General features: G+C 73.3%; 15 protein-coding genes. 7 read left to right on the top strand and 8 right to left on the bottom strand.

Going from position 1 to position 14,581, the window contains the following annotated elements; genetic code table 11:
- The first annotated feature begins 57 nt into the window (after positions 1–57).
- Positions 58–984: a Grx4 family monothiol glutaredoxin gene (grxD, locus tag LUTJ29_RS0108410; RefSeq protein ID WP_027072136.1), complete on the top strand. Its 927-nt coding sequence runs from the start codon at positions 58–60 to the stop codon at positions 982–984.
- Between the two features lie 127 nt (positions 985–1,111).
- Here grxD and LUTJ29_RS0108405 read toward each other — a convergent pair whose 3' ends face one another.
- Together LUTJ29_RS0108405 and LUTJ29_RS0108395 are read right to left on the bottom strand one after the other, a co-directional pair.
- Positions 1,112–1,660: a DUF924 family protein gene (locus tag LUTJ29_RS0108405; protein WP_027072135.1), complete on the bottom strand. Its 549-nt coding sequence runs from the start codon at positions 1,658–1,660 to the stop codon at positions 1,112–1,114.
- Positions 1,661–1,876: 216 nt separating this feature from the next.
- Positions 1,877–2,653 carry an AMP nucleosidase gene (locus tag LUTJ29_RS0108395; RefSeq protein WP_027072133.1) on the bottom strand — a complete coding sequence of 259 codons (777 nt, stop codon included), beginning with the start codon at positions 2,651–2,653 and terminating at the stop codon, positions 1,877–1,879.
- Between the two features lie 82 nt (positions 2,654–2,735).
- Between LUTJ29_RS0108395 and LUTJ29_RS0108390 the strand changes: the two genes are divergently transcribed.
- From LUTJ29_RS0108390 to LUTJ29_RS0108375, 4 genes are all read left to right on the top strand, one after another.
- Positions 2,736–4,136, top strand: a complete 1,401-nt coding sequence (locus tag LUTJ29_RS0108390; RefSeq protein WP_232221177.1) for an amidohydrolase family protein — start codon at positions 2,736–2,738, stop codon at positions 4,134–4,136.
- Positions 4,133–5,440 (top strand): amidohydrolase family protein, encoded by a 1,308-nt coding sequence (locus LUTJ29_RS0108385; protein WP_027072131.1) that lies wholly within the window; start codon positions 4,133–4,135, stop codon positions 5,438–5,440. The genes LUTJ29_RS0108390 and LUTJ29_RS0108385 overlap by 4 nt, the downstream gene beginning before the upstream one ends.
- Positions 5,441–5,537: 97 nt before the next feature.
- Positions 5,538–6,479, top strand: a complete 942-nt coding sequence (locus LUTJ29_RS0108380; RefSeq protein WP_027072130.1) for a DegV family protein — start codon at positions 5,538–5,540, stop codon at positions 6,477–6,479.
- Positions 6,480–6,545: 66 nt separating this feature from the next.
- A complete protein-coding gene (locus LUTJ29_RS0108375) occupies positions 6,546–6,878 on the top strand; it encodes a hypothetical protein (RefSeq protein ID WP_027072129.1) in 333 nt (110 codons plus the stop codon).
- A 9-nt stretch (positions 6,879–6,887) separates the two neighbouring features.
- On the opposite strand, the gene LUTJ29_RS0108370 is transcribed toward LUTJ29_RS0108375, so the two are convergent.
- Together LUTJ29_RS0108370 and LUTJ29_RS19110 are read right to left on the bottom strand one after the other, a co-directional pair.
- On the bottom strand, positions 6,888–7,769 hold the full coding sequence (locus LUTJ29_RS0108370) for a helix-turn-helix domain-containing protein (RefSeq protein WP_027072128.1): 882 nt from the start codon (positions 7,767–7,769) through the stop codon (positions 6,888–6,890).
- 25 nt (positions 7,770–7,794) lie between these two features.
- On the bottom strand, positions 7,795–8,805 hold the full coding sequence (locus LUTJ29_RS19110) for a discoidin domain-containing protein (protein ID WP_027072127.1): 1,011 nt from the start codon (positions 8,803–8,805) through the stop codon (positions 7,795–7,797).
- Between the two features lies 1 nt (position 8,806).
- Between LUTJ29_RS19110 and LUTJ29_RS19105 the strand changes: the two genes are divergently transcribed.
- Both LUTJ29_RS19105 and LUTJ29_RS16785 read left to right on the top strand, forming a co-directional pair.
- Complete coding sequence (locus LUTJ29_RS19105) at positions 8,807–9,346, top strand: hypothetical protein (RefSeq protein WP_027072126.1); 540 nt, start codon at positions 8,807–8,809, stop codon at positions 9,344–9,346.
- The gene (locus tag LUTJ29_RS16785; protein WP_051322847.1) at positions 9,343–10,086 is read left to right on the top strand and encodes an ATP-binding protein; all 744 of its coding nucleotides are present in this window, start codon (positions 9,343–9,345) and stop codon (positions 10,084–10,086) included. Before LUTJ29_RS19105 ends, LUTJ29_RS16785 begins: the two co-directional genes overlap by 4 nt.
- On the opposite strand, the gene LUTJ29_RS0108350 is transcribed toward LUTJ29_RS16785, so the two are convergent.
- The 4 genes from LUTJ29_RS0108350 to LUTJ29_RS0108335 all read right to left on the bottom strand — a co-directional run bounded on the left by LUTJ29_RS0108350 (position 10,041) and on the right by LUTJ29_RS0108335 (position 14,573).
- Positions 10,041–10,631 carry a hypothetical protein gene (locus tag LUTJ29_RS0108350; protein ID WP_051322846.1) on the bottom strand — a complete coding sequence of 197 codons (591 nt, stop codon included), beginning with the start codon at positions 10,629–10,631 and terminating at the stop codon, positions 10,041–10,043. The two genes, LUTJ29_RS16785 and LUTJ29_RS0108350, sit on opposite strands and share 46 nt — an antisense overlap.
- A gap of 86 nt (positions 10,632–10,717) precedes the next feature.
- The gene (locus LUTJ29_RS0108345; protein ID WP_027072124.1) at positions 10,718–12,523 is read right to left on the bottom strand and encodes a methyl-accepting chemotaxis protein; all 1,806 of its coding nucleotides are present in this window, start codon (positions 12,521–12,523) and stop codon (positions 10,718–10,720) included.
- Positions 12,524–12,620: 97 nt separating this feature from the next.
- The gene (gene fghA, locus LUTJ29_RS0108340; RefSeq protein ID WP_027072123.1) at positions 12,621–13,454 is read right to left on the bottom strand and encodes an S-formylglutathione hydrolase; all 834 of its coding nucleotides are present in this window, start codon (positions 13,452–13,454) and stop codon (positions 12,621–12,623) included.
- 9 nt (positions 13,455–13,463) lie between these two features.
- Positions 13,464–14,573: an S-(hydroxymethyl)glutathione dehydrogenase/class III alcohol dehydrogenase gene (locus LUTJ29_RS0108335; protein WP_027072122.1), complete on the bottom strand. Its 1,110-nt coding sequence runs from the start codon at positions 14,571–14,573 to the stop codon at positions 13,464–13,466.
- Between the last annotated feature and the right edge of the window lie 8 nt (positions 14,574–14,581).

The following is a 14,581-nucleotide window of genomic DNA, read 5'->3' as shown; positions in this document are numbered from 1 at the left end:
CAGGCCGCGAAGACGGCTTCGCGCTACCATGGTCGGCCCGCTCCAAGGATCGCCGCCATGTCCCTCGACCCCGCCGTGCGCGCCCGCATCGACGCCCTGCTCAAGGCCAACCGCGCCGTGCTGTTCATGAAGGGCGTGCCGTCCATGCCGCAGTGCGGTTTCTCGGCCCGCGCGGTGTCGGCGCTCGACGCGATCGGCGCCGAGTACGCGCACGTGGACGTGCTGGCCGACCCGGAGATCCGCGAGGGCATCAAGGTCTACGGCGACTGGCCGACGATCCCGCAGCTGTACATCGACGGCGAGCTCGTCGGCGGCAGCGACATCATCGCCCAGATGCTCAACGCCGGCGAACTGCACGCCGCGCTTGGCCTGCCGCCGCCCGACCGCACGCCGCCGTCGGTGACGATCACGCCGGCGGCGCTGAAGATGATCCGCCAGGCGATCGAGGACGCCGGCGGCGAAGTCGCGCTGCTGGTCGACATCGACCGCAACTTCCGCACCCGGCTCAACCTCGGCCCCGTCGACCCGGACGCGATCGCGGTGGACGTGGACGGGGTGCGGGTGCAGTTCGACCTCGCCGGCGCGCGCCGCGCCGACGGCATGACCATCGATTTCGCCGACGACATCCGCGGCCGCGGGCTGGTGATCGAGAACCCGAACGCCCCGAAGCCGGTCCAGGGCATCAGCCCCGCCGAGGCCGACGCGCGCGTGCGTCGCGGCGAACTGGTGCTGGTGGACGTGCGTCCGCCGGAGGAACGCGCGATCGCCGCGGTGCCGGTGCCGTTCCGCACCTTCGACGAGGGTCGCGGCGCGATCGAGGCGCTGCCGAAGGACACCGCGCTGGCGTTCCTGTGCCATGGCGGCGGCCGCTCGGGCCAGGCGGCGCAGGAGTTCCGCGCGCTGGGCTTCAGCAACGTCTACAACGTCGAGGGCGGGATCCAGGCCTGGTCGGAGACGGTGGATCCGTCGATCCCGAAGTACTGAGCCACGACCCCGCGCAATCCCGCAGGAGCGGCTTCAGCCGCGACCAGACTGGCGCAGGCTTGCGGTCATTCCGCGAGGGCCGGATGGCCGGGTCGCGGCTGAAGCCGCTCCTGCGGGCGACCGGCAGTCAGAAGCCGCCGCCGGCGTCGAGCCAGGCCTGCTCCTCCGGCGTGCTGTCGCGGCCCAGCGCGCGGTTGCGGTGCGGGAAGCGGCCGAAGCGTTCGATCACCTCCAGGTGCGCCCGCGCGTAGCGGGCGTAGCCCGCGTTGCCGAGCGCGTCGAACAGCGCGACCGAGCGGTGCTGGTCGGCGAGGTCCTCCGAATGCTCGAACGGCAGGTAGGCGAAGGCGCGCAATTCCGCGTCGATGGCCTGGTCCAGGCCCGCGTCCACCATGCGCCGCGCGTAGTGCAGCGCCAGCGGGTCGGTGGCGAAGGCGTGGCCGCTGCCGCGGAAGATGTTGCGCGGGATCTGGTCGAGCAGGATGAGCAGCGCCAGCGCGCCCTGCGCACTGCCCATCCAGTGCTCGCATTCGCGCCGCGCGGCGGCGAAGTGCGCCTCGGCGAAGCGCTCGCGGCACAGCGCGTCGAAATGCTCGCCGCCGTTGAACCAGCTGGCGTAGCCGGCCTCGCGCCAGAACCCGACCACCGCCCCGGGGGACGCGTCGCGCGCGCTCACGGGATCGCCCTCGCCGCTTCCGGCGACCCCCACGCCGGCCGGGTACGGGCCCTGCGGCCGATCGTGCACTGGCACTGGCCGCCGCCCGCAGGGGCGAGGTCGACCTCGAACGCCCCCTGGCCGCAGCGGCGGCTGTTCCGACGGATGCCGATCGCCATGGCGCCTCCTCGCGCGTCACCGGCGGCCAGCATACGCCCCCGCCGGCGGGCGACGGCGCTACTCGTCGAAGCGCAGGTGCCGCACCGACTTGCCGCGGCGCCGGATCAGCCGCAGCGCCTCGATCCCGATCTGGATATGGCGCTCGACGAACTCGGCGCTGACCTTCGCGTCGGAGACGTCGGTCTTCACCCCCTCGGGCACCATCGGCTGGTCGCTCACCAGCAGCAGCGCGCCGGACGGGATGCGGTTGGCGAAGCCGGCCGCGAACAGGGTCGCGGTCTCCATGTCGATGGCCATGCAGCGCATCGCCCGCAGCCGCGCCTTGAACGCGTCGTCGTGCTCCCAGACCCGGCGGTTGGTGGTGTAGACGGTGCCGGTCCAGTAGTCGTGGCCGAGGTCGCGGATCATGGTCGAGACCGCGCGCTGCAGGGCGAAGGCCGGCAGCGCCGGCACTTCCGGCGGCAGGTAATCGTTGGAGGTGCCCTCGCCGCGGATCGCGGCGATCGGCAGCACCAGGTCGCCGAGCCGGTTCTTGCGCTTGAGCCCGCCGCACTTGCCGAGGAACAGCATCGCGGCCGGCTCGATCGCCGACAGCAGGTCCATGACCGTGGCGGCGTTGGGGCTGCCCATGCCGAAGTTGATCATGGTGATGCCGTCGGCGGTGGCGCTGGGCATCGGCCGGTCGGCGCCGACGACCGTGGCGCCGGCCAGGCGCGCGAAATGTCCAAGGTAGCCGCAGAAATTGGTCAACAGCACGTACTTGCCGAACTGGTCCAGCGGCACCCCGGTGTAACGGGGCAGCCAGTTGGCGACGATCTCGTGTTTGTCCTTCATCACGCCTCCGTCGCCGCATTCTGGCACGACCATGACCTTTGGCGGCTGGCCGGCCCGGCGGCGACCGGCTAACGTCGCCCGGATGCCCCGGGAGGCCAACATGCTTCGACCACTCACCGCCGCGCTGTGCGCGGTCCTGTTCGCCGGGTGCGCCAGCACCGGCACCGGCGGACGCGCCGACGCGCCCGCCGCCCCGTCCGGCGAGGCCGCCACGGCCTTCACCAGCACCTACCGTCCGATCGCGGCGCCGCCGGTGCTGATCACCGGCGCCACCGTGCTCACCGGCGACGGCCGCCGGCTCGAGCACGCCGACGTGCTGCTCGAGGGCGGCAAGGTCGCCGCGGTCGGCACCGGCCTGGCCGCGGGCGCCGACGCGGTGCGCGTGGACGGTACCGGCAAGTGGGTGACCCCCGGCCTGATCGACGTGCACTCGCACCTGGGCGTGTATCCGAGCCCGGGCGCCAGCGCCCACAGCGACGGCAACGAGGCGACCGCGCCGGTCACCTCCCAGGTCTGGGCCGAACATTCGGTGTGGCCGCAGGACCCGGGCTTCGGCGCGGCCCTGGCCGGCGGCATCACCTCGCTGCAGATCCTGCCCGGCTCGGCCAACCTGGTCGGCGGGCGCGGGGTGACGCTCAAGAACGTGGCCGCCACCACGGTCCAGGACATGAAGTTCCCGGGCGCGCCGCACGGCCTGAAGATGGCCTGCGGCGAGAACCCCAAGCGCGTGTACGGCCAGAAGGGCGGCCCCTCCACGCGCATGGGCAACCTCGCCGGCTACCGCGCCGCGTTCATCGAGGCCCAGGACTACGCGCGCAAGCGCGAGAAGGACGCCTCGACCAGGCGCGACCTCAAGCTCGAGACCCTCGCCGCAGCGATGGACGGCGACATCCTCGTCCACATCCACTGCTACCGCGCCGACGAAATGGCGCAGATGATCGACCTCTCGCGCGAGTTCGGCTTCCGCATCGCCGCCTTCCACCACGGCGTCGAGGCCTACAAGATCGCCGACCGCCTCGCCCGCGAGCGGATCTGCGGCGCCCTGTGGGCCGACTGGTGGGGCTTCAAGATGGAGGCCTTCGACGGCATCCAGGAGAACCTCGCCATCGTCGACCGCGCGCCGGGCGGCTGCGCGATCGTGCATTCGGATTCGGAGGAAGGCATCCAGCGGCTCAACCAGGAGGCGGCCAAGGTGATCGCGAACGCGCGCCGGGTGGGGATCGAGATCGCGCCCGAGCACGCGATCACCTGGCTCACCCGCAACGCGGCCCGCGCGCTCGGCGTGGGCGACGTCACCGGCACCCTGGAGCCGGGCAAGATGGCCGACGTGGTGCTGTGGAACGGCAACCCGTTCAGCGTCTACGCCCAGGCCGAGAAGGTCTGGATCGACGGCGCCCAGCTCTACGACCGCCACGACCCGTCGCGCCAGCCGGTGACCGACTTCATGCTCGGCCAGCCGACCGCGCAGGGAGGTGTGCGATGAGCCGCCGCCCCGCATTGCGCCGCGCCGCGCTGCTGCTCGCCGCGCTGCTGCCGCTGTCGGCCGCCGCCCAGGACGTGCTGATCCGCAACGCCACCGTGCACACCGCCACCGCGCGCGGCACCCTGCAGGACACCGACGTGCTGGTGCAGGGCGGCCGCATCGCCGCGATCGGCACCGGCCTGTCGGCCGGGTCGGCGCAGGTGGTCGACGCGCAGGGCCAGCCGCTGACGCCGGCCTTCTTCGGCGGCATCACCACGATCGGCATCGAGGAGGTCTCGGGCGAGGCCTCGACCCGCGACGGCGCGCTCGCGCTCGGCCAGAACGCCAAGGACATCACCGTCCGCCCCGAGTTCGACGTCACCCTCGCCTACAACCCCGAATCGATCCTGCTGCCGGTGGCGCGCGTGGAAGGCATCGGCTTCACCCTGCTCAACGCCGGCACCACCGCGGGCGGTTCGATCATCGGCGGCCAGGGCGCGACGGTGCGCCTGGACGGCAGCCCGGACCCGATCGGGCCGAAGGTGCTGTTCGTGTCGCTGGGCGCGCGCGCCTCGGGCCTCAGCGGCTCGTCGCGCGCCGGCCAGTGGATGCTGCTCGACCAGCTGGTGGACGAGGTCCGCGGCCGCATCCCGGCCGATTCGCACTTCGCCCTGCTCACCCCCGCCGGCCGCGCCACGCTCGCCCGCTACCTCGACGGCGGCGGCCGGGTGGTGGTGGCGGTGGACCGCGCCGCGGACATCCGCCAGCTGCTGCGCTGGGCGCAGAAGCACAAGCTGAAGATCGCGATCGCCGGCGGCGCCGAGGCCTGGAAGCTGGCGCCCGAGCTGGCGCGCGCGGGCGTGCCGGTGTTCGTCGACACCCTCGCCAACCTGCCGGGCGACTTCGACCGCCTCGGCGCCACGCTCGAGAACGCGGCGCGCCTGCACGCGGCCGGCGTCGAAGTCGGCTTCAGCCAGTCCGACGACGCGGCGCACAATGCGCGCAAGGTGCGCCAGCTGGCCGGCAACGCGGTGGCCAACGGCCTGCCCTGGGACGCGGCGCTCGCGGGCCTGACCCGGGTGCCGGCGCAGGCGTTCGGCGTGTCCGACCGGATCGGCACCATTGCCGTGGGACAGTCGGCCGACCTGGTGCTGTGGAGCGGCGATCCGCTCGACGTGGCCCACACCGCGCGCCAGGTGTGGCTGGGCGGACGCGCGATCCCGATGCGTTCGCGCCAGACCGACCTGCGCGACCGCTACCTGCGCCCCGCGCCGCAACCTGAATCGGGCGCCCTGCCCCGCGCCTACCCGGCGCGCGTAGACTGAGCGCCGCCGCCCGCGTCCCGCGCGGGCGCGGGCCGGCCGCCGGCGCGGCCGCATGCAGGGGCCGGCCCCGGTGGCCGGCCCGCGAAGGAGTGGCGCCATGCGCATCGGAATCGTCGTCGACTCGACCTGCGACCTGCCGGTCGATTACCTCCGCGAACACCAGGTGGAGATCCTGCCGATCTCGGTCCGGATCGGCGACGAGCTGCGCGTCGACTACCGCGACGAGGCCGAGACCCTGGCCTACCTGCGCTCGCACATCGCCGAGCGCGGGGCCAGCGCCGAGACCATCCCGTTCAGCGTCGAGCAGATCCGCGACCTGTTCCTGAAGAAGCTCGTGGTCGACTACGACCACGTGTTCTGCATCACGGTCACCAGCACCCGCAGCCCGATCTTCGACCACGCCACCCAGGCCAGCTACGCGATCCTCAACGAGTACCGCCCGATCCGCGCGGCCGCGGGCCACAACACCCCGTTCGCGCTGCGCGTGGTCGATACCCGCAACCTGTTCTCGGCCCAGGGCGTGCTGCCGGTCGAGGCGATCCGGCTGCGCGCGGCCGGCGACGAGCCGGGCCGGATCCGGCAGCGGCTCGAGGAACTGGCGGTGCAGACCTGGGGCTACCTGGTGCCGCGCGACCTCTACTACATCCGCAACCGCGCCCGCCACAAGGGCGACCGCAGCGTGGGCCTGTTCAGCGCCGCGCTCGGCACCGCCCTCGACATCAAGCCGGTGCTGGCCTGCAACCGCGGCGAAACCGGGCCGGTGGCCAAGATCCGCGGCTTCGACCCGGCGGTGCGGGCGATGTTCGAGTTCGCCGCGCGCCGCGTCGAGGCCGGGCTGCTCACCCCGACCGTGTGCCTGTGCTACGGCGGCGACCTGTCCGAGATGCGCGCGATGCCGGGCTACGAGGCGCTGCGCAGCGCCTGCGCCGACCGCGGCGTCGAGGTCTTCGAGAGCATCATGAGCCTGACCGGCATGGTCAATGTCGGCAGCGGCGCGGTGTGCGTCGGCTTCGCCGCGCCCGACCACGCGTTCGGCTGAGGCTCGACGGCACGTCCACGACCCGGCTGCCAGGCTGGTGGCCCATCCCCGCTCCCGAGCACGACCATGCCCCGTTACCTGATCCGCCTGCCCGACCCGGAACGTGCCCGCGCCGCCGGCGAGTTCGCGTTCCGCTCCCAGGGCGCGGACGGCCTGGCGGGCGAACTGCAGGAGGCACTGCGCGGCGACGCGCTGTTCCAGCGCTGGCGCGCCGCGCAGGAAGACCCGGACGCGGTCGATCCGGCGCTCGGCGCCACCGATCCGTCGGCGACGGTCGAGGGCGCGCAGTCCGACCTGCACATCGAGCTGGTGGCGAACACCTCGATCCCCGGTTCCGTGTTCAAGCACCGCATGCGCCTGCTGGCCGGCAGCGCGTGGGAACTGCGCGACGTGCGCTGAAGACGGCGCTCAGGCCGGCGCGCCCGCGCCGCACAGCCAGGCGCGGCTGGACGGATCGAGGAACCAGCGGTTGAGCGGCGCGCCGCTGCGCTTCCACTGCGAGGGCGACATGCCGGCGTAGTGGCGGAACTCGCGGTTGAAGTGGGCCTGGTCGTAGTAGCCGCAGGCCAGCGCCAGCTGCGCGTACGGCACGCCCGCCTGCAGCCCGCCGAAGCACGACTGGAACCGCACCATCCCGCGCAGCTGGCGCGGGCTGAGACCGGTGGTCTCGCGGAACGCGCCCTGCAGCCGGCGAAGGCCCACCCCGGCCTCGGCGATGGCCCGGTCGAGCGCACTGCCGTCGGGGTGGGCGAACAACGCGCGCACCACGTGCTCCACGGCGCGGAACGCCCGGGCCTGGGCACGCCGTTCGCACAGCAGGCCGCCCAGCCAGGCTTCCATCGCGGCGACGAACACCCCGAAATCGCGCGCCGTCGCCACGCGCTCGTGGACCGCGTCGAAGCCGGGACCGAACAGCAGGCGCAGGTCGATCGACTGGTCGCGCAGGCTGTCCACCGGTTCGCGGGTGAACACGGCGAAGCCGTGCGGATGGAACTTGACGCCGAAGTACAGCTGCTCGCTCTCGGCGAGCACGTCGTAGGGCCGGGTCATCTGCCCGACCAGCTCGGCCGGCGGGTTGCGCGACCAGTGGCGACCGTCGTCGCAGCGCAGCACCCGGGCGCCGATGTTGAAGATCAGTTCCTGGCAGCCGTCGGGGAAGGTGCGGTCGCGCAGCCGCATCGCCTCCGGCGAGCGCAGCATCCAGTAGCAGGCCACGTACGGCCGCAGCCGCGGGCCGGGCAACAGCTCGCGGTACTCCAGGCGGGTGGCCGGGTCGTCGTGGGGAAGCACCGTGCACCGCCGGTCACGGAAGGCTTCAGCGATTGTAGACCTCGATCTCGTGGAGGGAATGGCCCCAGCGCGGATCGGCCCGGCGCAGCCCCAGCACCCGCAGCCAGCGCGCCTGGACGGGCGCGAAGCGGAGTTCGTCGCGGCCGCCGTCGCCGGCGTCCTCGCGCAGCACGGTGCGCCAGCCGGCGGCCGGGTCCTCGGACACCTGCAGCTCGTACACCGACGAGTAGGCCTCGTCCCAGTGCAGGACCACGCGCGAGATGCGGTCGGTCCGGCCGAGGTCGACCATGGCCCAGGCCTCGTCGACCCAGGCGCTGCTCCAGCGCGTGCGCAGGTCGCCGTCGACCAGGTGCGCGGGATCCATCACGTCGCGACGCGGCTCCGCCGACGACACGCTGGCGCGCACCCCGCGGTAGCCGGCGAGGTTGCCGCCGCGTTCGCGGTCGATGTCCACCACCGCCTCGGCCGTGGTGGCGAGGCCGCCGGGCGCCGTGATCCTGAATCGCAGGCGGGCGCTGCCCGACCCCCCGCCCAGGCGCAGCGCCACGGTCCCGTCGGCGGCGACCGAGGCCTCGACCAGGCCCGGGTTGTCGTTGCCGTCCAGCGCGTAGGTCAGCGGCGCGCCGCCGCGGACGCGGGCGTGGTCCGCCAGGTCCAGGAAGTCCACGACGACCGGTTCGCTGCCGTCCAGGCGCGCGCCCGGCAGCGGCCGCACCAGCGGATAGCCCGCCAGCCAGCGGATGCCCGCGCGCAGCAGCGCGCGGTAGCCAGGGTTGTCCTTGGCGCGGCGGTCGTGGCCCAGGGTCAGGCTCATCACCCGGCCCGCGCCCCACGGGCGCTCCCACATCACCGGATGGTTCTCGGCGCGCGCGATCACCTCGATCGCCCGGTCGTTGGGCTGGAAGTGGTAGAGCTCGTCGGTGGTCGTGAACGGCTCGACCACGGTCGCGACCGGATGCGGCGCGTCGGGGCGGAAGGCGTAGCCGTAGTACCAGAACTCGCGGTTCCCCGGTACGACCTCGAAGGTCTCCGGCACCGTGGCCGGGGCCGCCGATGAACAGCCCGCCCATCATCTCCTCGTAGAACGGCGCGTTGAGGAAGCTCAGCAGGCCGCAGTGCAGGGTCATGAGCGCCTTGCCGCCGGTGACAAAGCGGCGCAGGGCCTGGAGCTGCGCCTCGTCCGGGGTGAGGAACAGCGAGTTGGACACCAGCACGTCGTAACGCGCGAGCGTCGCGTCGTCGAGCACGGACAGGTCGTCGCTGACGTCGACCTGCACGCTGTCGGCCAGCACCTCGGCCACCACGTCGTTCTGGAACTCGTGCACCCAGGGCGGGTACTGCTGGCCGTGCTCGCGGGTCGGCCCGTTGCCGGTGAGCACCAGCACCCGCGGCAGGTCGGCCGCCGCGGCGGGCGCGGCCAGGCCCAGCACCAGCAGCAGCAGGGCCAGCACGGGCTTGATCGCGGTCATCGCTTCGCGGATAAGGGGCGGATGGACGAGCACCCTCGCATGCCGATGCCGCGCCTGGATTGGACGAATGCAAAACCCCGGCGGCCGGCGCGGGGCCGGGCGGCGTGAGCGCCGGACGGACACCGCTGCTGCTGGCCTGGAGCGGCGGCAAGGACGCGGCCTGGACCCTGCACGCGCTGCGGCAGCGGGGCGAGGTCGAGGTCGTGGGCCTGCTGAGCACGGTGGGGCGCGAGGACGGACGCACCACCCTGCAGGAGGTGGCGCGCGAGGTGCTGCGCGCCCAGGCGCGCGCCGCCGGACTGCCGCTGCTGGAGGTGCCGCTGCGCGCCGGCAGCGGCAACGACGCCTACGTCGGGGCCATGGCCGACGCGCTGCGGGCGGCGGCCACGCGCTGGCCCGAACTGCGCACGGTGGCGTTCGGCGACCTGTTCCTGGCCGACATCCGCGAGTGGCGCGTCGCCCAGATGGCGCGCATCGGCTGGACGGTGGAGACGCCGCTGTTCGGGCTCGACACCGCCCTGCTCGCGCGCGAGATGCTGCGCGGCGGCCTGCGCGCGCGGCTGAGCTGCGTCGACACCGACCAGCTCGACGGCGACTTCGCCGGCCGCGAGTTCGACGCGGACCTGCTCGACGCCCTCCCCGCCGGCGTGGACCCCTGCGGCGAGAACGGCGAGTTCCACACCTGCGTCCACGCCGGGCCGATGTTCGACGCCCCGCTGGCGCTGGCGCCGGCGGGGCGGCGGCTGCGCGACGGGCGCTTCGCGATCGCCGACTTCACGCTCGCCCCGCCGGGCGGGGCGGCTCAGAACCCGGTCGCGGCCGCCGCGTCGCAGCGACGCCGCAGGTAGTCGAAGGCCTCGTACACGCGTCCGGCGATCTCCTCGCCCTCCATGTGCACCACGGCATCGAGCTGCTCGCCGGCGAAGCGCAGGTGCACGCGCGGGCCGGCGCGGTGCAGCGCGCGGATGCTGCCGAAGTCGAACCCGTCCGGGCTGCCGACCAGGCCATCGTTGACCAGGTCGGCGAGGTTGCTGACCGCGCCGTCGCCGGTGGCGCGGTCGCGCACCACGAAATCGGTGCCCTCGATGTCGGCCAGCAGCATCGAGCGGCACTCGGCCACCGGGTTGGCGTCGACGATCGCCGGCAGCGGTTCGAAGCTGCCGCGCAGGCCTTCGCGCCGCGCCTTCTCGAGCAGCCCGGCCATGAACGTGGAGACGTAGCGGTTGCCGGGCAGCACCTGGCGCAGGAACTCCTGCGCGCTGGCGATGCTGCGTTGCGGCGCCCCGGCGCCGGCCCCGTCGGGTGCCTCGCCGTACGCAGGCGCGCCGGCCGCGGCCAGCGCCAGCAGGGCGAGGAGCCAGGCGCAGGCGCGCCCGTCGGTCTTGCCTGTCATCGAATCCCCCTGTCCGCGCGATGGACTGCGCCGGCCCGATGGTACATGCGGCCGCCACGCCCGGGCGGGGCGTGGCCACCGGCCGTTCAGTCGAGGGTATAGCCGACGCGGAACCCGCCCCAGTGGCGGCCGTCGACGTGGATTGGCACCGACAGGTCGAACATGATCTGCCCGGTGTCGCGGCGGTACACCTGCAGGCGGTAGCGGTCGGTGTGCGCGCCCACGCTGCGGCCGACGCGGTCGTCGAAGATGCGCTTGGTGCGGTTGCCGACCAGGTCGCGCTTCGGGTCGCCGGTAAGCGGCTGGCGGAAGCGGTCGTTGTGGGTCGGCACGTAGCCGTCGGGATTGGCGCAGATCGCGAACACGATCCACGGGTGCGCGGTCGCCACCGGCTCCTGCAGCGGCGGCAGCAGCTCGTCGCACAGGGCGTCGAAGCCGGTCTCGTAGCGCGGCGGCTCGATGCCCTCGATCCGGGTGTAGTCGCGCGAGAACAGCGCGTCCTCATCGATCCAGCCCTGCGCCAGCGCGTGTTCGAACGCGGCCCCGACCTTGCCCGCGGTCTCGCTGGCCAGTTCGTACACGCGGGCGTGGCGCGCCTCGCGCAGCGGATCGGCGGGCAGGCGGAACAGGCCGACGCAGTCGCGCAGCTCGCCGGCGCCGGCGCCCAGCGCTTCGCTGCGCTCGGCCACGCGCGCGGCGTGCTCGAGGTTGCTGCGGCCGAGCTCGGCCACCCGGGTCACCGCGCGGTCGATGCCGATGATGGCCTCGCCCTGCTGCTCGACGCCGCGGGCCACGGCTTCGACCGCGGCGCTGGCGCGGCCGAGCAGGCTGCCGATGCCGCCGAGCACCTCCTCGGTGCGGCGCGCGGACTCGGCGCCCTCGCCCAGCGCCACGCCGTTCTCCTCGATGATCCGGCGCACGTCGCGCGCGGCGTCGGCGGCGCGCTCGGCCAGGCGCCGGATCTCGCTCGCGACCACGGCGAAGCCGCGCCCGGCGGGACCGGCGTGCGCGGCCTCGATGCTGGCGTTGATCGACAGGATATTGGTCTGGAAGGCGACCATGTCGATCACCTCGATGACCTCGTTGGCACGCGCCGAGCTTTCCTGCACCGCGGCCATCGCCGCGGCGAGGGCGCGCGCGGCGGCGGTGCCTTCGCGCACGCTGTCGTCGGCGCTGGCCGCGACCTCGTTGACCGCGCGCAGGTCGTGGCCGATGCCGTCGAGGCCGGCCAGCAGTTCGCGGGTGGCCTCCTCGACCGTGGCCAGGGCGTCCACCTGGGCCTGCGACTGGCGCACCATCTCGTCGTTCTCGGCCACCACGTGCGGGACCTCGGACGCGACCTGCACCGACAGCGCCACGGCCTGGCGGATCGCCTCGGCGAGGTTGCCGAAGCCTGCGGCCAGGCGCCGCGCCTGCGGCTGCGCGGCGAGTTCGGGGTCCAGCGCGAGGTCGAGTTCGCAGGCCGCCAGGCGATCGCCGACCAGCGACAGCAGCCGCTGGGCGTCGTCGGCCTGCGCGGGCGCGGGCAGGGACGCGGGCGGGGCGACCGGGGCGGCGCGTTCGCGCCAGAGCGCGGCGGTTTCGGCGTCGGGCAGCGACAGCAGCCAGCCGCCGCAGTCGCGGTCGTGCTGGTAGCAGACCCGGCGTGCGGGGTCGGCGCCGGAGGCCACCCACACGCCTTCCTCGCCCTGCAGGTCGGCCGCGGACAGGCCCCAGATGCAGCGGCTGTCCAGCGCGCCGGGGTCGGCGAGCGCGCCGCCGAGGTCGAGCAGGTCGACCGCGGCCCGGTTGACCGCCAGCACCCTGCCCTCCGCGTCCAGCCGGATCAGCGCCACCGGCGCGTCCGGCAGCGGGCTCAGGCCGGTCGCGGCCTGCTCCTGCGATATCGCCATGGCGTCTCCCCCCGAGCCCTCATGGGGGCTTTAACGGCGCGGGCGGGCCCGGGTTGAGGCCGTCCGCACCCGGGCCGGGACGCGGACGGGCCGCGCCTCAGGCCGACAGCGCGGCCGCGTGGTGGGCGATGTGGCGGCCGATGAAGCTGGCGATGAAGTAGTAGCTGTGGTCGTAACCGGGGTGGATGCGCAGCTCCAGCGGATGCCCGGCGGCCTCGCAGGCCGCCTGCAGCAGATGCGGGCGCAACTGGCCGTCGAGGAACTCGTCGTCGCCCCCCTGGTCGACCAGCAGCGGCAGCCGCTCCGTGGCCGTCGCCACCAGCTCGGTGGCGTCGTACCGCTTCCACGCCTCGCGGTCCGGACCGAGGTAGGCGCCAAAGGCCTTCTCGCCCCACGGCACCCGCGAGGGCGCGACGATCGGCGCGAACGCCGACACGCTGCGGTAGCGGCCCGGATTGCGCAGCGCCAGCGCCAGCGCGCCGTGCCCGCCCATCGAGTGGCCGCTGATCGCGCGCGCGTCGCTGGCGGGGAAGTGCGCCTCGACCCAGGCCGGCAGTTCGCGCACCACGTAGTCGTCCATGCGGTAGTGCCGCGCCCACGGGTCCTGCGTGGCGTTGACGTAGAAGCCGGCGCCCTTGCCCAGGTCGTAGCCCTCGGCGTCGGGGACGTCGTCGCCGCGCGGGCTGGTGTCGGGCGCCACCAGGATGATCCCGTGCTCGGCGGCGTAGCGCTGCGCGCCGGCCTTGGTGATGAAGTTCTGCTCGGTACAGGTCAGGCCGGAGAGCCAGTACAGCACCGGCAGGCGGGTGCCGCCCGCGGCCTGCGGCGGCAGGTACACGCCCACCGTCATGTCGCAGCCCAGCACGTCCGAGCGGTGGCGGTACACGTCCTGCCAGCCGCCGAAGCAGGCGCGGTGTTCGAGCCGTTCCATGTCGCGACCTCAGTAGTGGATGACGGTGCGGATCGACTTGCCCTCGTGCATCAGGTCGAAGGCCTCGTTGATCCGGTCCAGCGGCAGGGTGTGGGTGACGAAGGGCGCGAGCTCGATCTTCCCCGCCATCGCGTCCTCGACCATGCCCGGCAGCTGGCTGCGGCCCTTCACCCCGCCGAAGGCGGTGCCCATCCACTTGCGTCCGGTCACCAGCTGGAACGGCCGCGTGCGGATCTCCTGGCCGGCGCCGGCCACGCCGATGATCACGCTCTGGCCCCAGCCGCGGTGCGCGCATTCGAGCGCCGCGCGCATCACCTCGACGTTGCCGATGCACTCGAAGCTGTGGTCCACGCCCCAGCCGGTCATCTCCACGATCACCTGCTGGATCGGCTTGTCGTGGTCCTTCGGGTTGACGCACTCGGTGGCGCCCATCCGCCGCGCCAGTTCGAACTTGGCGGGGTTGGTGTCGATGGCGATGATGCGGCCGGCCCTGGCCTGCTTCGCGCCCTGGATCACGGCCAGGCCGATGGCGCCGAGTCCGAACACGGCCACCGAATCGCCTTCCTGCACCTTGGCCGTGTTGTGCACCGCGCCGATGCCGGTGGTCACGCCGCAGCCGAGCAGGCAGGTGTGCTCGGGATTGGCTTCGGGGTTCACCTTCGCCAGCGAGACCTCGGCGACCACGGTGTACTCGGAGAAGGTCGAGCAGCCCATGTAGTGATAGACGGGCTGGCCGTTGTAGCTGAAGCGGGTGGTGCCGTCGGGCATCAGGCCCTTGCCCTGGGTCGCGCGCACGGCCACGCACAGGTTGGTCTTGCCGCTCTTGCAGAACAGGCACTCGCCGCACTCGGCGGTATAGAGCGGGATCACGTGGTCGCCCGGCTTCACGCTGGTCACGCCCTCGCCGACCTCGACCACGACGCCCGCGCCCTCGTGGCCCAGCACGCAGGGGAACACGCCCTCGGGATCCTCGCCGGACAGGGTGAAGGCGTCGGTGTGGCACAGCGCGGTGTGGGTGATCTTCACCAGCACCTCGCCCTTCCTCGGCCCCTCCAGGTCGAGCTCGACGATCTGCAGCGGCTTTCCGGGTTCGAACGCGACGGCGGCACGGGTTTTCATGGTCTGCT

It is taken from the genome of Luteimonas sp. J29 (assembly GCF_000472505.1).
Lineage (GTDB): Bacteria > Pseudomonadota > Gammaproteobacteria > Xanthomonadales > Xanthomonadaceae > Luteimonas.
Note: the sequence above shows the minus strand (reverse complement) of the source record. Positions and strands in the feature narration are given on the sequence as shown.